Annotated in this window: 18 protein-coding genes, 1 tRNA gene and 1 riboswitch; of the genes, 4 read left to right on the top strand and 15 right to left on the bottom strand. The window is 44.1% G+C overall.

What is annotated here, in order from left to right; genetic code table 11:
- Positions 1 to 152: 152 nt before the first annotated feature.
- From oppF to moaA, 10 genes are all read right to left on the bottom strand, one after another.
- Positions 153 to 1,139 carry a murein tripeptide/oligopeptide ABC transporter ATP binding protein OppF gene (gene oppF, locus AB4486_RS02390; RefSeq protein ID WP_017062172.1) on the bottom strand — a complete coding sequence of 329 codons (987 nt, stop codon included), beginning with the start codon at positions 1,137 to 1,139 and terminating at the stop codon, positions 153 to 155.
- On the bottom strand, positions 1,136 to 2,107 hold the full coding sequence (locus AB4486_RS02385; RefSeq protein WP_012603544.1) for an ABC transporter ATP-binding protein: 972 nt from the start codon (positions 2,105 to 2,107) through the stop codon (positions 1,136 to 1,138). The genes oppF and AB4486_RS02385 overlap by 4 nt, the downstream gene beginning before the upstream one ends.
- A 42-nt stretch (positions 2,108 to 2,149) precedes the next feature.
- Positions 2,150 to 3,052, bottom strand: a complete 903-nt coding sequence (gene oppC / locus AB4486_RS02380) for an oligopeptide ABC transporter permease OppC (protein ID WP_017067675.1) — start codon at positions 3,050 to 3,052, stop codon at positions 2,150 to 2,152.
- A 15-nt stretch (positions 3,053 to 3,067) separates the two neighbouring features.
- Positions 3,068 to 3,988, bottom strand: coding sequence for an oligopeptide ABC transporter permease OppB (oppB, locus tag AB4486_RS02375; protein ID WP_017067676.1), 921 nt, complete (start codon positions 3,986 to 3,988; stop codon positions 3,068 to 3,070).
- Positions 3,989 to 4,091: 103 nt separating this feature from the next.
- Positions 4,092 to 5,723 carry an ABC transporter substrate-binding protein gene (locus AB4486_RS02370; protein ID WP_016767672.1) on the bottom strand — a complete coding sequence of 544 codons (1,632 nt, stop codon included), beginning with the start codon at positions 5,721 to 5,723 and terminating at the stop codon, positions 4,092 to 4,094.
- A gap of 631 nt (positions 5,724 to 6,354) precedes the next feature.
- A complete protein-coding gene (gene moaE, locus AB4486_RS02365) occupies positions 6,355 to 6,810 on the bottom strand; it encodes a molybdopterin synthase catalytic subunit MoaE (RefSeq protein WP_102332513.1) in 456 nt (151 codons plus the stop codon).
- A gap of 2 nt (positions 6,811 to 6,812) precedes the next feature.
- Positions 6,813 to 7,058, bottom strand: a complete 246-nt coding sequence (gene moaD / locus AB4486_RS02360) for a molybdopterin synthase sulfur carrier subunit (protein WP_004737346.1) — start codon at positions 7,056 to 7,058, stop codon at positions 6,813 to 6,815.
- Complete coding sequence (gene moaC, locus AB4486_RS02355; protein ID WP_004734026.1) at positions 7,055 to 7,534, bottom strand: cyclic pyranopterin monophosphate synthase MoaC; 480 nt, start codon at positions 7,532 to 7,534, stop codon at positions 7,055 to 7,057. Before moaC ends, moaD begins: the two co-directional genes overlap by 4 nt.
- A gap of 12 nt (positions 7,535 to 7,546) precedes the next feature.
- Positions 7,547 to 8,059, bottom strand: a complete 513-nt coding sequence (moaB, locus tag AB4486_RS02350; RefSeq protein WP_004734027.1) for a molybdenum cofactor biosynthesis protein B — start codon at positions 8,057 to 8,059, stop codon at positions 7,547 to 7,549.
- An 86-nt stretch (positions 8,060 to 8,145) separates the two neighbouring features.
- Positions 8,146 to 9,135, bottom strand: a complete 990-nt coding sequence (gene moaA, locus AB4486_RS02345) for a GTP 3',8-cyclase MoaA (RefSeq protein WP_009848642.1) — start codon at positions 9,133 to 9,135, stop codon at positions 8,146 to 8,148.
- A riboswitch (molybdenum cofactor riboswitch) is annotated at positions 9,124 to 9,276 on the bottom strand. Its footprint overlaps the gene before it by 12 nt.
- A gap of 194 nt (positions 9,277 to 9,470) precedes the next feature.
- Here moaA and AB4486_RS02340 point away from each other — a divergent pair.
- Positions 9,471 to 10,358: a YvcK family protein gene (locus AB4486_RS02340; protein WP_017062178.1), complete on the top strand. Its 888-nt coding sequence runs from the start codon at positions 9,471 to 9,473 to the stop codon at positions 10,356 to 10,358.
- A 74-nt stretch (positions 10,359 to 10,432) separates the two neighbouring features.
- Here the strand turns inward: AB4486_RS02340 and luxU are convergent, their stop codons facing one another.
- From luxU to uvrB, 3 genes are all read right to left on the bottom strand, one after another.
- On the bottom strand, positions 10,433 to 10,777 hold the full coding sequence (luxU, locus tag AB4486_RS02335; protein WP_017062179.1) for a quorum-sensing phosphorelay protein LuxU: 345 nt from the start codon (positions 10,775 to 10,777) through the stop codon (positions 10,433 to 10,435).
- 24 nt (positions 10,778 to 10,801) lie between these two features.
- Complete coding sequence (gene luxO, locus AB4486_RS02330; RefSeq protein WP_004734031.1) at positions 10,802 to 12,190, bottom strand: quorum-sensing sigma-54 dependent transcriptional regulator LuxO; 1,389 nt, start codon at positions 12,188 to 12,190, stop codon at positions 10,802 to 10,804.
- Between the two features lie 302 nt (positions 12,191 to 12,492).
- Complete coding sequence (gene uvrB / locus AB4486_RS02325) at positions 12,493 to 14,523, bottom strand: excinuclease ABC subunit UvrB (protein WP_017062180.1); 2,031 nt, start codon at positions 14,521 to 14,523, stop codon at positions 12,493 to 12,495.
- A 508-nt stretch (positions 14,524 to 15,031) separates the two neighbouring features.
- Here uvrB and AB4486_RS02320 point away from each other — a divergent pair.
- Positions 15,032 to 15,107 (top strand) — tRNA-Asn (locus AB4486_RS02320).
- A gap of 170 nt (positions 15,108 to 15,277) precedes the next feature.
- Here AB4486_RS02320 and melB read toward each other — a convergent pair.
- Positions 15,278 to 16,651, bottom strand: a complete 1,374-nt coding sequence (gene melB, locus AB4486_RS02315) for a melibiose:sodium transporter MelB (RefSeq protein ID WP_102394332.1) — start codon at positions 16,649 to 16,651, stop codon at positions 15,278 to 15,280.
- Positions 16,652 to 17,126: 475 nt separating this feature from the next.
- Positions 17,127 to 19,244, bottom strand: a complete 2,118-nt coding sequence (locus tag AB4486_RS02310; protein ID WP_372116393.1) for an alpha-galactosidase — start codon at positions 19,242 to 19,244, stop codon at positions 17,127 to 17,129.
- A gap of 831 nt (positions 19,245 to 20,075) precedes the next feature.
- Between AB4486_RS02310 and AB4486_RS02305 the strand changes: the two genes are divergently transcribed.
- Together AB4486_RS02305 and AB4486_RS02300 are read left to right on the top strand one after the other, a co-directional pair.
- On the top strand, positions 20,076 to 21,320 hold the full coding sequence (locus tag AB4486_RS02305; RefSeq protein WP_372116392.1) for a carbohydrate porin: 1,245 nt from the start codon (positions 20,076 to 20,078) through the stop codon (positions 21,318 to 21,320).
- Between the two features lie 107 nt (positions 21,321 to 21,427).
- Positions 21,428 to 22,330 carry a MalM family protein gene (locus tag AB4486_RS02300; protein ID WP_372116391.1) on the top strand — a complete coding sequence of 301 codons (903 nt, stop codon included), beginning with the start codon at positions 21,428 to 21,430 and terminating at the stop codon, positions 22,328 to 22,330.
- The last annotated feature ends 95 nt before the right edge of the window (positions 22,331 to 22,425 follow it).

The following is a 22,425-nucleotide window of genomic DNA, read 5'->3' as shown; positions in this document are numbered from 1 at the left end:
TCAAAACTAGAAGAAGTTGGCTTAGTTGTTCGAATTATTTGATGAAGCTGTTGAGCAAAATATAGAAACTAGGTCTGCAGTACAAAAAAAGCGCGACTCTAAAAACTAGTCGCGCTTAAGCCTGTCACAGGCTGAACCGTTTTAAATTGGCCCTAGACTTGTACGTGCAAGCAAGATACTGCGTGCACATCATCGCCTTGAATCGTTGGCTTAGTTTGCGCACACGCTTCTGTCGCTTGTGGACAACGAGTACGGAAAACACATCCTGATGGTGGGTTGATTGGCGATGGTAGGTCACCTTCCAGCATCTGGATAGTTTTACTACGCTCTAAGCGAGGATCTGGAATAGGAACCGCAGACATCAACGCCTTGGTGTACGGGTGCTTTGGATCAGAGAATAGTGCATCTGACTCACCCAGCTCAACCGCATTACCTAGGTACATTACCAATACACGGTCTGAGATGTGCTTAACCACTGACAAATCGTGCGCGATAAATACCAGCGAAAGACCTAGCTCTTTTTGCAGTTCTTTCAAAAGGTTAACAACTTGAGCTTGGATAGATACGTCAAGTGCCGAAACAGGTTCGTCACAAATGATCATCTTAGGTTTCAAGATAAGTGCACGTGCAATACCAATACGCTGACACTGACCACCAGAGAATTCATGAGGGTAACGGTTGATTACGTTGGGTAGTAGACCAACCTTTGCCATCATCTCTTTAACTCTGTCCTTCACTTCTTGTTTAGAAAGTTCAGGGAAGAAAGTCTCTAGAGGCTCAGCAATAATATCGCCTACTGACATACGTGGGTTAAGCGATGCTAGCGGGTCTTGGAAGATCATCTGAATCTCTTTACGAGTCTCACGACGCTTCACTTCCTGCATCTTAGTTAGGTCTTGACCTAACCACATCACTTGACCTTCAGTCGCTTCAACCAAGCCGATAATCGCACGGGCAAAAGTCGACTTACCACAACCAGACTCACCTACTACACCCAGAGTCTCTCCTTCGTAAAGGTGAACATCAACACCATCAACCGCTTTAAGGTTTGATGGTTTTGCCCAAGGCCAAGCAGACTTAGCTGCAATGCTAAAGTGAACTTTCAGGTCTTTAATATCTAATAGTAATTCTTTACTCATTTTGTCCAAGTCTCCCAATCTGAAAAACAAGCACGCTGACGGTCTTTAGCAAATGGCTGCAAAATCGGTGCTTCTTGCTTACAACGGTCCATTACACGGTGACAACGGTCTTGGTAAGGACAACCTGTTGGTAGGCGAAGTAAGTTAGGTGGGTTACCTGGAATCGTCGGTAGAATTTCACCTTCGGTATCCAAACGAGGAATCGCTTTAAGCAGGCCTTCCGCGTATGGGTGGCTTGGCTCGTAGAAGATTTCATCAACCGTGCCGTACTCCATTGTACGACCCGCGTACATCACAAGTACTTTGTCACAAGAACCAGCAACAACCCCCAAGTCATGGGTGATCATAATGATTGCTGTATTGAACTCATCTTTTAGTTCGTTCAGCAATTCCATGATTTGCGCTTGAATGGTTACATCCAGTGCCGTTGTTGGTTCATCAGCGATAAGCAATTTAGGACGACACAGCAGTGCCATTGCGATCATCACACGCTGACGCATACCGCCCGAAAACTCGTGCGGGTACATAGTGATACGCTTGCGTGCTTCAGGGATTTTCACCGCTTCAAGCATGCGTACTGATTCTTCAAACGCTTCTGCTTTACCCATGCCTTTATGCAGCATAAGTACTTCCATCAGCTGATCACTTACTTTCATGTAAGGGTTCAGTGAGGTCATTGGATCTTGGAAGATCATCGCGATCTGTTCAGCACGAACCTTGTTCAGTGCTTTTTCAGGCAGGTTGAGAATTTCATTGCCTTCAAACTTTGCACTGCCTGAGATGATGCCGTTCTTAGCCAGCAGCCCCATCAGTGCAAATACCGTTTGTGATTTACCTGAACCCGACTCACCAACAATACCCAGCGTTTCGCCTTGGTTAAGTGAGAAGTTCAAGTCGTTTACTGCGGTTACGATACCATCTTGTGTGGTAAATTCGACGCGCAGATCTTTGACATCTAATAAGCTCATTATTGCTTCCTTAATCTTTTATAGCTTTTAATTGCTATTTCGTTATCTGTCTTTTGGATCAAGCGCGTCGCGCAGACCATCACCTACGTAGTTAAAGCAGAACAGCGTAACTACCATGAATGCCGCAGGGAATGTCAATTGCCAGATTGCAACTTCCATTGTTTGCGAACCTTCTTGAAGCAATGCGCCCCAGCTTGTCATAGGCTCTTGAACACCAAGACCAAGGAAAGATAAGAATGATTCTGTAAGGATCATGCTTGGAATAAGCAACGTAGAGTAAACCGCTACGATACCCAGTACGTTCGGTACGATGTGACGTGTAATGATCTTCCATTTGCTTACACCACATACGTGTGCAGCTTCAATGAACTCTTTACTACGTAGGCTCAACGTTTGACCACGTACAATACGCGCCATATCTAGCCAAGCAATCGCACCAATAGCAACGAAGATTAGGACGATGTTACGACCAAAGAACGTTACCAGTACGATTACTAGGAACATGAATGGCACTGCGTACAAGATCTCTAGGATACGCATCATCACTCGGTCAGTACGACCACCGATGAAGCCAGAAGCTGCACCGTAAAGCGTACCAATCAGTACCGCTACGAATGCGCCCATCACACCAACCATCAATGAGATACGACCACCGATAAGAGTACGAACGTACAAATCACGGCCTAAGCTATCAGTACCAAACCAGTGGTCCGCGCTTGGCGCTGCATGCATTGCGTACCAGTCAGTATCATCATAAGTGTACTGAGCAAGCATCGGTAAGAAGATAACTGCCAATACCATAAGCGTAAGAATAAACAAGCTTACCATTGCCGCTTTGTTTCGCATAAAACGAATGCGGGCATCCTGCCACAAACTGCGACCTTCAATCTCTAAACTCTCAGAGAACTTTTCGATCGCTTCTAAATTTTCTTTTTTCTTCAACATAACCATGCGTCCCTGTTAGTAGCGAATTTTCGGGTCAATTAGCGCTAGCAAAATATCAACGATTGCGTTGAACAAGATGAATAGGAAACCAATCAAGATGGTTACACCCATTACTAGCGAGTAGTCACGGTTAAACGCGGCGTTAACAAACAGCTTGCCGATACCTGGTAGGCCGAAGATGGTTTCAACAACAACAGAACCTGTAATGATACCTACAAACGCAGGTCCCATATAAGAAACGACAGGCAGCAGTGCTGGCTTCAGTGCATGTTTTAGAACGATGTAACGGTAACTTAGGCCTTTTGCACGAGCAGTTCGGATAAAGTTACTGTTTAGCGTTTCAATCATGCTACCGCGAGTAATACGAGCAAATGTGGCTACGTAAAGAAGAGACATCGCGATAACTGGCAGGACGATGTACATATAAGTACCGCCGTGCCAACCACCTGCTGGGAATATGTTCCAGTGCAGAGAGAACAGGTAAATAAGCGCTGGAGCCAACACGAAGGATGGCATTACTACCCCGAGCATAGCGGTCGACATTATGGTGTAGTCAATCCAGGTGTTGTGCTTCAAGGCGGCAATCGTCCCGACCGATACTCCCATAATCAGGGTAAAGATAAAGGCAATAAAACCTACCTTCGCAGATACTGGAAGTGCGACTGCGATCAGCTCATTTACGGTGTAATCTTGATATTTGAATGATGGACCAAAGTCACCTTGAACGATGTTAGTCAAGTACGTGGTGTACTGTTCAAATACAGGTTTATCTAAGCCGTATTTAGCTTCGATGTTAGCCATAACTTCTGGCGGTAATGGGCGTTCGCTCGAAAACGGGTTACCCGGTGCAAAACGCATGAGAAAGAAAGATATAGTGATCAACACCAACATGGTTGGAATCGCTTCGAATATCCTTTTCATAATGAATTTAAGCATAAACTCACTCTTTTCAGTCTGTGACAATTAAAAATTAAATAGACACTGCGTGCGATTTCTCGCACACAGGTCTAAGTTAGTTATATTTTATTTTTATAGGAGGTTATTTTGCTTTGATATAAAGATCTTTTGAATAGATCTTATCTTCGGCGTTACCTTCTGGGTAACCACCTAGCTGAGGTGATACAAGACGTGTTGTAACGTACTGGTAGACTGGAGCAATTGGCATGTCTTTAGCTAGCAATTTTTCTGCTTCGATGTATAGCTTAGTACGCTCTTCTTCTGAAGTAGAGCTTAGTGCTTTATCGATAATCTTGTCATAGTCTGCGCTCTTATAGTGCTGACCAGCAGTTGTATTTTGACTAACCATCAATGTTAGGAATGAAGATGCTTCATTGTAGTCACCACACCAACCTGCACGAGCAACGTCAAAGTTACCAGTATCTTTACTGTCTAGATATGATTTCCACTCTTGGTTTTCGAGTTTCGCGTTAATACCAAGCTCTTTCTTCCACATTGATGCGATTGCTACAGCAAGCTTCTTGTGGTTTTCAGACGTGTTGTAAAGCAGGTTAAATTCAAGTGGGTTGCTCTTCGTGTAGCCCGCTTCTTCAAGAAGACGCTTCGCTTCAGCAATACGCTCTTTTTGAGAAAGTTGACCATACTCTGGAGTTACCGGGTCAAAACCAGCAGTAATTTCAGGAGTCAAGAAGTAAGCTGGTTTTTGACCTTGACCAAGAATCGCTTTCGTCACGATGTCACGATCCATCGCATAAGACATTGCTTTACGAACACGTACGTCGTCGAAAGGTGCTTTCTGTGCATTAAATTGGTAGTAATAAGTACACAGGTTACCCTTAATGTTTACATCTTCTGGGTATTCTTTCTGTAAGCGACGGAAGTGCTCGTTAGGAACTTCGTATGTGAAATCTAGTTCGCCAGAGAGGAAGCGGTTCATTTCCGCTACTTGGTTTTCGATTGGTAAGAATGTTACTTTGTTAAGAACTGTATGTTCGTTATCCCAATAATTTTCGTTGCGTACTAGTTCAAGACGCTCGTTAACTACCCATTGATTTGGAACAAATGCACCATTACCAACAAAGTTTTCAGGCTTAGTCCACTGGTCACCGAATTTTTCAACAGTTGCTTTATGTACTGGCTTCACTGTTGTGTGACCCATCATCATTACGAAATATGGGACAGCTGTATCTAAAGTCACTTCTAACGTGTAGTCATCTAAAGCTTTAACGCCTAGTTCACTCTTGTCTTTCTTACCCGCAACGATGTCTTTCGCATTCGCCATCTTGGTATATTCCATGTACCAAGCGTATGGAGAAGCAGTTAAAGGATCAACCGCACGTTGGAAGCTGTAAACGAAGTCATTTGCCGTTACAGGATCGCCGTTAGACCATTTTGCGTCTTTACGTAGGTGGAAAGTGAATGTTTTGTTGTCTGTCGTTTCCCAGCTTTCAGCTACTCCTGGGATAGTATTGCCGTCGCCATCTTGGTTCACTAAACCTTCTAGAAGGTCACGAATTACGTGAGATTCTGGTACACCTTGAGATTTGTGAGGGTCGAGTGTTGCTACTTCAGTACCATTACCGCGAACCAGTTCCTGAACTTTTGCTAGTTCAGTGCCTGCTGGAACTTCAGCAGCGATAGAAAGAGTAGAAGTGGCAGCCACTGCCAAACCAGCACCTAGAAGAAGGGCCTGAGTGATTTTATTCTTGTACATTTAATAAACTCCAAGTTTTCCGTATTGCATCCATGACTTCTTTGCTTGGTTCACTGAACGGCAGTGATTTAGATTTATTTAGCTCAAATTTTAAGCATAAAAATCTAAAACCTTACAAAGATTGAGGCACACACTATCAACCATTGAAGTAATTTGCCATAAACAAGTCGCAAAAAATCGGATAATTCTCCGAATTACTCAAGGTAACAGTGTAAATCTCTAATAAAAACCTAATGAATAGTGAGTTACACATAGGGATTAATTAAAAAACAGCCTTTAGTGTTGATGTATCTGTATTGATACTTTTTTTAGCATCTTATGCTAGAACACGGTCAGCAAATTAACATTAATGCCACATGAAATCTAATTGCACATCACATATCCCCTAAATAGACTCCACTATTTGTGAGGATTATCACTTTATACAAAACAGCATAATGCACTGCACCAAAACAGATTTAGAAATGCACCAAGACAGGCAAAATCACGTACCGAATTTATATGCAACTTGAATGATTAACCATTTATTAATACACCACTTATTTATAAATAGCTTTGTAGCACGTACAAAAAAACCGACTTTAATAGTCGGCTTTTAATATTCGTTCTGAAGGTGAGTAACCTTGGGTGATTATTTTTCCCAACGCTCTGCAGCTTTCGCGTCTGAGTCTCGAGAGTCAACCCAACGAGTTGCTTCAGTGGTGCGTTCCTTCTTCCAAAACGGCGCTTTGGTTTTTAGGAAATCCATCACAAACTCACAGGCTTCAAAGGCCGCACCGCGGTGTGCACTGGATACACCAACGTAAACAATCTGGTCACCGATATCTAGGTCACCAACACGATGGATAACTCGCATCTTTTGGATTGGCCAGCGTGCCTCAGCTTGATCACAGATCTCGCTCAGTGATTTCTCTGTCATACCCGGGTAGTGCTCCAGAGACAAACCTATCACATTGTCGCCAAGGTTCATGTCGCGAACTTTACCAACGAACGTCACAATCGCTCCGGCAGCTGTACCTTGAGCCAAGTAGTCGTATTCGTCGCCTACCGAGAAGTCCTCAGCTGTCACTAATACTCTTGGATCCATGCTTAGCCTCCAGTCACTGGTGGGAAGAAAGCAACTTCATCACCGTCTTTCACTTCAGTCGTCAAAGGCACGATAGATTGGTTAAGCGCAGCCAGAAGCTTGCCCTCTTCCAAAGCGATATCCCATTTGCCTTCTTGTGTCACAAGATGACTACGAATCGCTTCAATCGTCTTAAATTGTGCATCAACTTCAACGCTGTCCACACCAACAAGTTCACGAGTTTGAGCAAAGAAAAGTACTGTAATCATGACTCCACCTTAAAGTGACCAGATTTACCACCTGTCTTCTCTAGCAGGCGCACGTTTTCGATAACAATGTCTTTCTGAACAGCTTTACACATATCGTAAATCGTTAACGCAGCCACAGAAGCAGCCGTTAGCGCTTCCATCTCTACGCCCGTCTTACCCGCAAGCTTACAAACAGATTCGATGCGAACCTTGTTTTCAGACTCGATAGCTTCAAGCTGCACTTCTACTTTAGTTAATAGCAGAGGGTGACACAGTGGAATCAGATCCCACGTCTTCTTAGCCGCTTGAATACCTGCGATACGTGCCGTTGCGAAAACATCACCTTTATGGTGGCTACCAGAAACAATCAGCTCTAGCGTTTCAGCAGACATTTGAACGAATGCTTCCGCTCTCGCTTCGCGTACTGTCTCAGCTTTAGCCGATACATCGACCATGTTTGCTTCGCCAGACGCGTTAATGTGTGTAAATTGGCTCATGCTCAAACCGCCTTATACAGAAAGATGTGGCATGAAGTTGCAAGGACGGTGGCTAGCATCCATCTGTTGCTTGATGATCTTAGTCCAACCAGTACGACAAGCACCTGTAGAGCCTGGCATCGCAAAGATTACTGTGTGGTTAGCAAAGCCCGCAATCGCACGAGATTGAATGGTCGATGTACCGATCTCTTCGTAAGATACTTGACGGAATAGCTCACCAAAGCCTTCTACTTCTTTGTCGAATAGTGGCTTAAGCGCTTCAGGCGTGCTGTCGCGAGAAGTGAAGCCCGTACCGCCAGTGATCATGATCGCTTGTACGCTTTCATCAGCGATCCACTTAGATACGATCGCACGGATCTTGTACATGTCATCAATAACGATTTGCTTATCAACCACGTTGTGACCCGCTTCTTTAGCATGCTCTGCTAGGTAACCGCCTGAAGTGTCGTTTTCTTCTGTACGAGTATCTGAAACCGTTAGTACTGCGATGTTTGCTGCTTGGAATTTGCTTTCTGCGTGACCCATTTGTTCACCTATATAAATTTTTCATTAGACTGATTCGCCCAGCCTGAAGAAGCTGAGCGATAAAATGCTTTAGAGTGTGTAGCGGGTTAACCGCCGATTGACGCCAAGTTTGGAGTCATGCCGCTGTTGCCATCGTGTAAGAAGTGGCTAACGGACTTGGTTTGAAGCTGAGCCTGAATTCGATCAATGAGTTCTTGCTCTTGTTGATCTTCTTGAATCAGATCTCTCAGTTCAACACCATGGTCGCCAAACAGACATAAGTGAAGTTTACCGGTCGCAGAAACGCGCAGTCGGTTACAACTCTCACAAAAGTCTTTCTCGTAAGGCATGATCAAACCGATTTCACCCTTGTAGTCTGGGTGGACAAACACTTGCGCCGGGCCATCGTTAACGGCTTTGACTTTTAACAGCCAACCATTAGCAATAAGCTGGTTGCGAATCGCAACGCCAGACACATGATGTTTATCGAACAACTCGTCCATCTCGCCGGTTTTCATCAGCTCGATAAAACGTAATTGAATAGGTTTGTCTTTGATCCAATTAAGGAAGGCTGGTAATTCCTGACTATTGAGGTCTTTCATTAATACGACGTTGACTTTGACTTGTTCAAAGCCAACCTCAAACGCTTTATCAATGCCTCGCATAACCTCAGTAAACTTATTCTCACCAGTGATCTGATGGAACATGCGCGAATCTAAACTATCCACGCTCACGTTTATATGGGTTAAACCAGCATCACGCCATTGCCCTACTTGTTTCTCCATGCGGTAGCCATTCGTTGTGGTGGCTACTTTTTCGATGCCTGGAGTAGAAGCAACGGTATGTATGATTTCAGGAAAGTCTTTACGCAGACTCGGCTCTCCGCCTGTAATGCGGATCTTTGAGGTACCACAATCTGCAAACGCTTTAACAACGCGTTTGATCTCGGGAACACTTAAAAAAGACGAGTTTTTTTGCCCTGACGGTTTGTAACCATCTGGCAAGCAGTAAGTACATTTAAAGTTACAGACGTCTGTAACCGACAAGCGCAAGTAATAAAACTTGCGATGGAATCTATCTTCGAATTGTTGCGCCACGGAACACCTTTCCAAACACGGGAGGCATAATCATTTCCAATTAAGCCCTTGTGACAACATGTCACTGGCTCTTGATGCGTATCGGTACAGCAAATACCACTGTGCGACTTAGCATGCGAGAGCTCGGAGTTATGGCAACTGAGCGTTATATTCACACGCGCAGTAGCTGAGTAATAAAATACTTAATATTTGTACGTGAATCTAGCTCTGATGGTAAAAAACGGGTCACATCGGCAAAAAAAACGTATCAAACGCTCAAAATAACTCTTGTTGAGTATATAGCGAGAAGCATTTAACCTAAATTATAGTTGGTAATAACCTAACAAGAACAATAAATGAATATTTACTCTTCAAAGAAAGTCGTAGCAATCGGCGGTGGCCATGGCTTAGGTCGCATGTTAGCTGCATTAAAAGACTTTGGTAACAACGCAACTGGCATTGTTGCAACGACAGATAACGGCGGTTCCACCGGACGTATTAGAGATTGCCAAGGTGGCATCGCATGGGGAGATACACGCAACTGTATCAACCAATTAATCACAGAGCCTTCAATCAGTTCGATGATGTTCGAATACCGCTTTCGTGGTCAAGGTGAGCTAGACGGTCATAACTTGGGTAACCTAATGCTGACGGCGTTAGACAACCTTTCCGTTCGCCCATTGGAAGCAATTAACCTGATTCGAAATATGCTCAAGGTCGATGTCAATATCGTGCCGATGACTGAGCATCCTTCAGACCTCACGGCTCTATCAATGGACGGCCGCTGGGTTACCGGCGAAACCAACGTTGATGACATGACGGAAAAGCTGCGCATGATGGACTTGTCTCCAGAAGTGCCAGCAACCAAAGAAGCCGTTGCTGCCGTTGAGCAAGCAGACTGCATTGTCCTTGGCCCTGGAAGCTTTTTAACCAGTGTGATGCCCCCTCTTCTCCTTCCAGAGATTGGCAAAGCAATCTCTGAGAACACCAAGGCAAAAGTTATCTTCGTTGAAAACCTTTCACCAGAGCACGGTCCCGCAGGGAAAATGACGCTTCAAGAGCAATTGGAGTGGTGTGAACGTACCTGTAAGGCAAGGAAAATAGACATCGTGTTAGGCAATGAACCTCACCCGGAACTAGAAGTGCAATGGAATTGTGTGACCACAGATCTTGCATCGGCAAACCGAGATTGGCGACACGACCGTGTGAAGCTTCAACAAGCCATTGAAGCCCAGTTGGCGTAGCCATAGGTTCAAGCGACAAACAACAAAAAAGGAGCATGCTGCTCCTTTTTTAATCTCAGTAATAACTCGCTGTTTTAAAGGTCCGTCATCAACTGCTGATATTCAGTGTACGTCGATAACAGGAGGTCTTGCATATCTTGAAAATCAATCTCGGTTACAGGCAACGCTTGCTTCACTTTTGCATCTAAGCTAATCGCAAAACTACACAAAGAATCCGCACCAAAGCTTGCTGCGCTGCTCTTAAGCGCATGACTGATATCAGCCAAGTACTTAGAGGTATCCGACTCTTTATTTATCTCTAGGTGTTCGTAGTAGCCTTTCAACTCACCTAAAAAGATTTCCAGTAAAACCGGGACATTCTCTTGGCCTATTTCGCCGGCAAGCTCATCAACTTTTTGCTGATTTAATACTTTCGTCATTATTATTTTCTTATTGTTTGTTGATTACTGCTTCGCATTCCACGTTTGCAACTTACGGTATATCGTCGATGGACTGACATCTAAGAAACCTGCCGCACGAGGGATGTTGCCATCACACGCTTTAATGGCCTGCTCGATAGCCGTTTTCTCAGTGATCCACAATGGGAAAATATCTTTTACCGTGATGTCTTCATTCTGCTTCTCTTTCAATCGCAGACTGTTTTCAATCGGTTGGTTCAACGGTGGTGGAAGCATGTTGAGAGTAATCTCTTTGCCGTTATTCAAAACCACCACGTTCCGCAACACGTTTTGTAGCTGACGAACGTTACCCGGCCACTCATATTGATTAAAGCGATCAAGTACTTCCTGAGCAAAACGTACAAACGCCTTCCCCTCCTCGACCGACATATAGCCTAGCAGAGAATACGCGATCTCGATGACATCTTCACCACGCTCACGCAATGGCGGCAAGTGCAATGGAATCACGTATAAACGATAGTATAAATCTTCTCTAAAGCGACCTTCTTGTACTTCTTTCCAAGGGTCACGGTTGGTCGCACACACAAAACGAACGTCGACACTCTTCATCTTCGAAGAGCCGACTTTTTGGAAAGTACCGGTTTGGATAAAGCGCAGCAGCTTGGTTTGCAGCTCTAAGTCCATTTCGCACAGTTCATCAAGGAACAGTGTCCCACCATCAGCAAGCTCAGCAGCACCTTGGCGATCGGTCGCCGCACCGGTAAAGGCACCTTTAACGTGGCCAAACAGCTCACTTTCAATCAGGTCTTTAGGGATAGCGGCACAGTTAATCGCGATGAACGGCTTATCGCCACGCTTACTCGCCGCATGAATGGCTTCTGCACATACCTCTTTACCGGTACCACTTTCACCAGTAATGAAAATGCTCGCCTTACTCGATGCAGCAGAATCGATCGTTCGGTAAACCTGCTGCATGGTTTGGCTGCTGCCGATAAAACCTTGGTAGTTCTGGTTTCCCGGGTGTTCCGAGCTATTTTTAAGCTTGGTGGCTTTGCGGATCGCATTATTCACCGTAATACGGAGTCGGTCGGCTTCACACGGTTTGATAAGGAAATCTTGAGAGCCATGACGCATCGCTTCTACAGCGGTATCGATAGAGCCGTGAGCCGTCATGAAGATAACTGGAACTTCAGGGTATTTTTGTTTTACAGCAAATAGTACGTCCATACCCGTCATATCAGGCAGACGTAGATCTAATAAAATAAGGTCTGGGATTCGATGATTCAAACTCTCGATTGCATCGCGGCCAGTGCCGACAATGTTGATATCAATTTCGAGCGGTGTAAGATACGAGCGATATAAAGCTGCTACCGAAGCGGTATCCTCTACCATCAACAAATACTTCGATTTGTTATCTAGCGTTTTTGATTGCATATCCTAGCCATTTATAATTTGCATTTCTTATTATAGTCGCATTCCGCTTTGCATTATGCAAATTAGCCACAATATTTGTAGTGCGTTTTTTTACTTACTTCAAACAATCAATGTTTTATCTATCTGGCACGAACGATGCAAAGGTATAAATGACCTTCGGGTCACCTAGCCAACTGACGTTGTTAGTGGACCGAGTGTTCACAAACGTAAGCCAGTAGAACATTTACTACTGGCTGTTTTTTTGTCTGAAACACTCTCAATTCTTGTATTGAGGGGAACAATTCTTCGAATGAAAAGTGAGATTAGCTGTTGGTAATAAACTGCTTTCTTAGCTGCTCAATTTCATCACGCTTCTGTGCTGCCAATTCAAATTCTAGGTTCTGAGCATGCTGATACATCGCAGCTTCTAGCTTGCTGATCTCTTTATCAAGCTGCTGTGGTGTAAGCACTGCATAACTTTCAGAAGGTTCAGCAACCTTAGATAACGGAACTTGTTTCGATTGGCGCTGCTGCTTCGACTTGGTTAGATCACCCAGTTCCATAATGTCTTTGATATTGCGTTTCAACGCTTGCGGAGTGATGCCTTGCTCTTCGTTGTAGGCTTGCTGTTTCTCGCGACGACGATCGGTTTCATCAATCGCTTTTCTCATCGACTTAGTAATCGAATCACCATAAAGGATTGCTCGACCTTCCAAGTTACGAGCAGCACGACCAATGGTTTGAATCAGAGAACGCTCAGAACGCAAGAAGCCCTCTTTATCAGCATCAAGAATTGCCACCAGCGATACTTCCGGCATATCCAAACCTTCACGAAGTAAGTTAATACCCACTAACACGTCGAACTCGCCCAAACGTAGGTCTCGAATGATCTCTACACGCTCAACGGTATCGATATCTGAGTGCAAGTAACGAACCTTAACACCATGCTCACTAAGGTATTCGGTTAAGTCTTCTGCCATTCGTTTAGTCAACGTAGTGACCAATACGCGCTCTTCTTTCACTGAACGGATTCTGATTTCAGACAGCAAGTCATCCACCTGAGTCGCGACAGGTCTTACTTCGATGATTGGGTCTAACAGACCAGTAGGACGCACCACTTGATCAGCAATCTCACCATCTGATTTCTCAATCTCATAATTACCCGGCGTGGCCGACACAAAAATGGTTTGTGGCGCGATCGATTCGAACTCTTCAAATTTCATCGGACGGTTATCCAACGCAGAAGGTAACCTAAAGCCAAACTCAACCAAAGTTTCTTTACGAGAACGGTCACCTTTATACATCGCACCAATTTGCGGCACAGTCACGTGTGACTCATCGATGATCAGCAAACCATCATCAGGCAGGTAGTCAAATAACGTTGGCGGCGCTTCCCCTTCCGCACGGCCGCTCAAGTATCGTGAATAGTTTTCGATACCGGAACAGAAGCCAAGCTCAGTCATCATCTCAATATCAAACTGAGTTCTTTGAGAGATACGCTGCTCTTCCAAAAGCTTATTGTTGTCTTTTAAGTATTGAGCACGATCGCGCAGTTCGTCCTTGATGTTCTCAATCGCCTCAAGGATTTTTTCTCTTGGCGTTACATAGTGAGTTTTTGGATAAACCGTAAAGCGCGGCAAGTCTCTTTGTTTCACCGCACCAGTCAGAGGATCAAAAATACTAATGCAGTCCACTTCGTCATCGAACATCTCAATTCGAACCGCATCTTGGTCAGATTCAGCCGGAAAGATATCAATCACCTCACCACGAACACGGAACTGACCACGTTCAAAGGCGACATCGTTTCTTGAATATTGCAGCTCAGCCAATCGACGCAGGATGTCTCGCTGATCCATCACCTCGCCACGACTCAAATGAAGCATCATCTTCAAATAAGACTTAGGATCACCCAGACCGTAGATAGCCGACACAGAAGCCACAATGATGGCGTCTTTTCGTTCTAATAAGGCTTTGGTTGCCGAAAGCCTCATTTGTTCGATATGAGCGTTCACAGACGCATCTTTCTCGATGAACGTGTCCGTGGTTGGAACGTAGGCTTCAGGTTGGTAGTAATCGTAGTAAGAAACGAAATACTCAACGGCATTGTTTGGAAAGAAAGATTTCATCTCACCGTAAAGTTGAGCCGCCAATGTCTTGTTAGGCGCTAACAGAATCGCAGGTCTTTGAGATTGGGAAATGACGTTGGCAAGGGTAAAGGTTTTACCTGAGCCCGTTACCCCTAGTAGAGTTTGATGTGCCAAACCAGAATCTAATCCGTCTAGTAATTTGGTTATCGCTGTCGGCTGATCACCGGACGGGCTGTAGTCCGATACCAAGTCAAAGAGTTTACTCATAGGTCGCCATTTCCATACTGTTTTTTTAATCAGGTCATTGTCACTCTAGGAGGAGTGTCGTTGCAACAATTATCTAGAGAAATGCATCTTAAGATCAGAGATCAGTTATAGCTTTTATTTTTAGAACTTGGTATTATCCGTGCCCTGCAAAGTTTCCCCAGCTAAATTACTCGAATTTTAATCCACTACTTTTCCCCAAAAAACCTAAAAATACCGCTTGTTTTACTGTTCGTTTTATAATCTACAAAAGTTATACAATTGCGACATTTTGCTATAAATCTTTTAAATACATTACGTTAGATAAGGTTTTTACATTTTTCGATTTATCCCGATTATTGTTGTTAAAGTTTCACACACACACTTATCCACAATTTTGGTGGATAACTAAAGCAAAGCTAAATCCTATAAGGCGTTCAAGAAAGTAAAGTTTTTTATCTTACTTTTTTCTGATATTTTTTATTGACAGAAATCCGGACAATTATTAGAATTCGCGTCGCTAACAAGCAATTCCCCTTTAGTTCAGTTGGTAGAACGGCGGACTGTTAATCCGTATGTCGCAAGTTCAAGTCTTGCAAGGGGAGCCAAATTTAAAGAAGCCGCATCATTCGATGCGGCTTTTTGCGTTTTAGTCGAAACAAAAGCCCTACAGGCACAGCTTTGATCAACTCACATCCATAAAAAAACGCCTCACAAGGAGGCGTTTGGGCTTAGTGACTAAACTGAGCTTTATTCTAGATTAGACGTCGTTTAGCGGTTATGCTTCTGCTGTAACAACATTTGTCTGAGTCTCTTTACCGGCTTGGTCTTGATCAAATCCTTCATGCAGGTGGTAGTAGCGCTTATAAACAAGAGCACTTACCGTCATTAGAATCGCTGGTAAACCTACCATCATAAACTGCAGTCCCATGATAGTGCTGTCAGACTGTTCCACGTTTGGTACATAACCCACCACAGACAAGCCCATACCAACAATAAAACCACCAGCCGCGCCTGCAAACTTAACAAGCATCGTTTGAACAGAGAAGATAACACTCTCACTGCGACGACCCGTTTTGTGTTCACCGTAATCAACAACATCGGCAAGCATTACAGTTTGCAGTGCGTTAGCGATACCCACACCAAACTTGATAGCAGCACCTGCGATACCGATTAGAATCGCGTTACCTGGAGCGATAAAGCCCATGATAAGTAGAGTGGTACAAGACAGCACTGGGAAGCCACAAGCGATAACCCATAGGTGTTTGCGTGGTAACACTGATGCAATACGAGGGAACAAGAATACGCCTGCAACTTCAGCGATACCTGCCACCATCATATAAACGGGGAACAAGTCAGCGTTGCCTAAAGCGTAAGAGAAGTAGTAAATCGCAAAACCACCCACCAACAAGTTTGCTATTTGGAACGACAATACGGTACCAATAAGTGCTTTTAGTTGGTCATTCTTACCAATGATAACCATTACATCTTTAAAGCTGAAACGCTCAGCTGGTTTCGCATTTGCTGGTGCCGATTTTTCTTTTACGTTGCGAGCAATCAAGAATGCACTCATCACGAACAGCACAGCAATCAACATAGCAACGTTGAAGAAACCTTGTCCTTGGTCGCCGTCACCCAGTTTACCGACAATATGTAGCCCGTAAGTACCCGTAATAAACCACGCCAAGCTAGCAAATAATCGTGGCCAAACAACCAGCTTTTCACGTTCTTGACGAGAGCTCGATAGTGCAGGAATCAAAGACCAATATGGAATGTCCATAATAGTGTACGTAAGGCCCCACAGAATATAAGCAGCCGCTGCATAAATGTATAACGTAGTGCCTTCAAACATATGCGTACTAAAAAGACCAACAAGCACTACAGCATTTAACAGGGTTCCAATCACTATCCAAGGACGGAATTTACCAAACTTAGAGCGTGTGTTATCAACGATAACGCCCATCATTGGGTCGGTCACCGCGTCGACAATGCGCGCGGCCAAAAAGATAGTACCCACAAATGCCGCTGACAGCCCAGCAACATCGGTGAAGTAAAACATTAAGAAGATGTAGATTGGAGCACAGGCAAAGTCTTTACCTAAAGCCCCAAGTCCATACGATAATTTGGTTTGTAGAGTAATTTGATCAGACATAGTATTTCCTTCAGGCGCGTAACTTCATCTCCTAACAGACGTTGAAACGCTTACCTTTTATTTATAATAATTTATCCACTCAAGTTCTGTTTTAGAGCCACTCTGTGGTCGCTTCTTAAAACACTCAAGTATCAAGTCCGATGCTAATGTAACCATTCCAACGAACAGATACTGTGATCAACAACCACTCCATGGAAACGTTTTCAGTCAAATATCCAAAGTGAGAGATCGAACAATAAAACCCTCGAATTGATAGAGAATATCGCTAATTAAAGTGCTCAAAACAGTTCATTGTGTGAAGTAACGCATGAGAACGATTACATAAGTACAGTATCACGCTGGGAATACCTACAGTTCTCCAATCTATACGGGCACATCAAATTGATTTGATAGTTCATGACGGCTTATTAAAGGCAATAAAAAACCGCGTAATTTCACCTACGCGGTTCATCAAATATAAAGCCTATGCTAAAACTTACTCGATACGTTCAAACTTAATCAGCATCGCTGTTTCTGCGTCAAGTATTGGCATCGTCAGCCCCACCTCGGCACACCAAGCACCTGATAATTCACAGCAAGACTCTGTCCATGGCGGTTGATAATTCACAATATCATCGTAATTTGACGGTTTATCAATCACAGATACCTTGTATAAACTTTGTGGATCTAGCCCAGGTATACGCAAATGACCACTCAATGAATTGGTTGGCATCGCAAGCTGTGCAATCATCACCACAGCTACTGACACATCTTCGGAGACGACCGCATGGATTTGATGGGCACTATCGTCCGTTGGAACTCGCCAAGTTCTCCCGCTATGCAGTAACGGGCGCAGCATCTTATGTAGCTTGATGTAGTGTTCAAAGCCCTGCTTCTCTTCTTGCACTTCTTTCACAGGATCTAATTCAATCCCCATATGACCAAACAGTGCTGTTAGACCACGAAACTCAATACTATGACGACGACGAGTGCTGTGGCAGTGGCTCGCACCAATATGGCTTCCCATTACCTCAGGGGGGAAGAAGTAACTCATCCCACGCTGAATCGTTTGTCTTTCCAGCGCGTCATTGTTATCAGACGCCCAAAAACGTTGCGTACGCTTAAGAACCTCAAAATCGATACGACCACCACCAGCCGCACACGATTCAATATCAACCATTGGGTGCTTCTCTCGGACTTTATCGACCAACTCATAATAACGAGCGGTTTGTTGATGGGCCGCAGCCCTGCCTAGATGCGCAGGTTGTACAACTTCTCGGTTCATATCCCACTTAATGTAAGCAATGTTGTACTTACTTAAGAAGTGATCAACACGCTCAAACAGAAAGTCGAATGCTTGTTGATTCTGAAGATCGATAACATATTGATTGCGACCCGTTGGTTGTTCATAGCCATCTACGGCGAGCAACCATTCTGGGTGAGCTCGGTATAAGTCAGAATCCTTATTGATCATCTCAGGTTCGAACCACAATCCAAACTCCATACCCAACTGATTAACGTGTTCAACTATCGGCTCTAAACCATTTGGATACTTTTCTTCATCTAAGAACCAATCCCCTAGTGCTGCCTTGTCACCGCAGCGCCCTTTAAACCAACCATCATCAATGATAAAGCGCTCTACTCCCATATCCGCGGCTTGGCTAGCCATCGACATAATATAATCAGGATCATGGTCAAAATAGATGCCTTCCCATGTATTAAGATGGATAGGACGAGGCTTTTGTACGAAAGACTCCGGCAAGATGGATCCACGCACATGTGAGTGGAACTGGTGGCTCATTCCATTTAGTCCTTCCGAACTGAAACTTGCATATAACCAAGGTGTCGTTAAGCTTTCACCTTCATCCAATGCAATCTCGCCCGGTAGATAAATAACTTCCGCTTGCACGTAGCGACGACCGTCTGCTTTTACATCCGCGCGCAATCTATGGTTACCACTCCAAGCGAAGTGAATCCCCCATACATCACCTGCCATTTCATTGAAATTAGCCGTACCGACAACCATCGCTGGATAATGTTCGTGAGACGTTCGTCCGCGACGATTTTCTTGTTGATAGCCCCCCTGCTGTAAGGGTTGACGCACCGTTTGGAACTCATGTACCCAGCGGCCGTAGTACGTCATCAACTCCTTAGCTCTTGCTGGTAATGGTAAAGTATTGGCGAGACGACTCACCTGATAAAGGCCGGCTTTAACGTTGGTTAAGGTGTGACGAGATTTCACAACATCATGTTTATCGAGGCATAACTCGGTTGTTAAACGTAAGCCTGCACGTATATCTTCACTCTCAATGATTAGGCTAGATGGTGTTTGTTGAACATCCGTAATAGAGAAAACAGGCGCCCAGTCCAATCCGTCTCGGTGCCCTTCTAATGCCGGACTGCTGAAAACACCGCGCCCGAGCTCTGGGCTCAGAGACATAGCAACATCATTATCAAGGCGGCCGTATGGAACCGGTCTTTCAAGAGAAACACGGAAGCTAGCTAAATCACCACGAACGGGAGCTCCCCAATGAAGAATTTCGGCAAAATCGCCAAGTTCTACAATCAGTTGCGAGTGTTGACCGGTAATATCAATTAGGGATTTATTCGTCATTTTTTTAACCTTAACGCGTTTAATTACCCCGTATCATAATTATTAAGCCCAGAGTTTCTGTGATCAAACTCGAAATCATGAAAACGTTTCCAGTAAATATTCAAGACTGATAACTTTGGTAAATAGCTCCTAATTCAAAGATTTAGATTGACCACCATTCCATCTCATATTGCCTACCTCTAGGTAGAATTGAACTTTCCACTCTAAATAAAGCAATATAAAACGATAATTAATGGCAATTTAATCTTTTAAATTCAGTACATTAAATCAAAGTTCCCATTAACACATAGGCTAAAATACATTTCCTCTTGAACTGATCACATCACACTCGTATTCTTAGATCTTCGAGTACATCTATGAAGTGTCTCTCTGGGTCCTAACTTTTACATTCCAGCTTGACGGTACAGAACACGATGCTTGTAGCCTTGCTGCTGCATTTGCTTTGATACTTACTTCCTTGTCTCACGAGCCCAGTTATCATTAACTGGGCTGCTTTTCCTCAAAGCCCTCGAACAACCCGACACTCAAAGTACCTCAAACCCGCTTCACCTCAAATTCCAAGACAACCAACAGCATAATCACTCCCTCTAAACCACCGCATAGCACTGAGTAAAGAAAACGATTCCACTTTAAAATCACAAAACCTAGCGTAAAAACACCTATACAAGCCCAATAATCAGAGCAAAATCACACAAAATAATCACAAACCCATCAATAGCATAAAAATGCCAACTTCGTCATGAAAACGTTTCCAAAGTTTATTTACACTCTCGCTCGAGTTAGGACTCAAACATAAAAATATCCATAAATAAAAAATAATGGAGACACTTCATGAAACAAAAAATGCTAGTCAAAGCATTAGGATTCACTCTGGCCCTCACCCCATTAATCAGCTTCGCTGCAGTGGAGAACGTAACGTATTTTGGTTATGCAAAATGGGGCAACATCTACACCGATAATGACCAACATAACGACGGCAAAGGAGAACGCAACGACGTTATTCGAGCGGGCCAAGGTTACGGTAACTACCGTTTAGGTAATGAACTAAATTGGTGGGAAGCGGGAGTGAAAGCCGATGTATGGCGTGACAATGACGCCTATTTTGACACCACGATTTATCTAGGCAGTGGAGATAGCTGGGGAGACGTGAGTACGATTCAGCTTTGGTCAGCAGGCCATGGGCTTATCGACGGCCAACCCAACGCAAAAATTTGGGCAGGTGAACGTTTTTACCGTCGCCACGAAGTCCACATGATAGATGTGAAGTACTGGGATACATCCAGCACCGGTCTTGGTATTGAAGATTGGGATCTCGGCTTTGCTGATGCTCACTTAGCTTGGATGGCACCAAACTCTTCAAGTGACGATGGACGCAGCCTTCATAACATCGATGCCCGCTTAAGTGGCATTGAGCTAAGTGAAACAGCAGACCTAACACTCGGCCTAAACTACGTAACCACGCAGAACTCAAGCTACGACGATAAAGACATTACTACTTCTGGCGCAATGCTCTCTGCTCTTTACCGTCAAGCTTGGAACTACGGTTCAAACACCTTGGCCTTCCAATATGGTACCGATGCGTTGGCAGGTGGATTAATGAGTGCTGAAGGTGGATCAAACAGAAAATACAGCACGGGTGTGGAACACGATGGTTCTAGCTGGCGCCTATTTAACCACGGTGACTTGAATATCAGTGAAGATGTTCAAGTGATGTACTCCATCGCTTATCAAGACAAAAACCTAGATAACAACGATGGTGAGAAGTGGTTCAGTGTCGGAGCTCGTCCTCAATATGCTTGGACAGATTACATGTCGACAGCATTAGAGGTGGGTTACGAAACGGTAGAAGCTCAAAACGGCTCGGGCACCAACGATATGTATAAAGTGACCGTGGCTCAAATGTTCCAAGCTGGAAAAGGGGTATGGGCTCGTCCATCTATTCGTATTTTTGCGACGTACTCTGAATCCAACAACGAATGGGATCGTGGTAACGAAGTGTATGGCACGGCGACGAGCATCAATGCAGAGACCGTCGATGAAATTACCTTTGGTTTCAACGTAGAAACTTGGTGGTAAACACAGAAACAAAGCGTCAATTCAACCATTGAGTTGGCGCTTGAAACTGGAATAGCAAATTTAATGGGGAAGCCAATGGTTCCCCCCTTTACAAAGGCAGTAATGAGATGAAATTAAAATCATTGGTAGTCATTGTCGCGGCATTAACTGTAAGCGCATGCAGCGGGATACCAGAACAAGAACTCAATACTGATTTCAATAGCAGTGCATGTTGTTCTCAACTCAGCGCGCTACCTATCACTCAATTATCTATTCCATTCCACCAGCAAGTCATCATGGACGGTGATTTACCGACCCTTTCCTCTTCATTGTTAAATGACAATACACAAGCGGATAGCCAACGCTTTCCGACCATCGCGTACCAAATCAGTGACACGACAGAATCGCTGTCCTTGCTCATTCGTTCATACATTAAAAATGATGCGCTATTCGCACCGTCTATTTATGTCTTTGACAAACAATGGCGACTGCTTGGTCAATACAGTACTAACGACTTCACTTACTACCCGACAACGATGCAAGGGTTAGAAAGAATTGAAGCATCAATTGCACTCGAACCTCAACGAGACAACGCGCAATTTATTGTGGTCAGCGCCGATAGCACTAAGTTAGATAGCGCCATCAATCGAATTCATCCTGAAGATCTGTATTCAGAATCTCAGCAGGTTATTGGCAATAAGCAACTGCCGTTGACTGCGACGTTGAGCTACGTAGGTGTCATTGATGTTACGGCGAGCAAATCAACAAACAGTGCGGTTTTGACTCTATTGGCTGAGCTTGGTGTTTCATCCGACAATGAACCCGAAACCTTAGGTTCAAAGCAAGTTTCTCAACCATCAAATCAGACAATTGAAACCAATCAAAAGGCGCAATGGCTGAATATCCAAAAAGACATTGAGCAAGCCCTAAACAACAATGACATCAAACAAGCTGCATTTATTGCTAATCAAGCGGCCGAACAGGGCATACCCGAAGCAAAAGATTATTTATTAAAACAGCTCGCTGAATAGCTGAATAAGCCAACAGAACAATACGCATAACCAACGATTTGATAACGGTCATCACGGCTTAAAAGACCGATGACTTAATAGAATTATTACCCATA

Origin of the sequence: Vibrio sp. 10N.222.55.C6, assembly GCF_041473395.1 — a bacterium.
GTDB lineage: Bacteria > Pseudomonadota > Gammaproteobacteria > Enterobacterales > Vibrionaceae > Vibrio > Vibrio crassostreae_C.
Note: the sequence above shows the minus strand (reverse complement) of the source record. Positions and strands in the feature narration are given on the sequence as shown.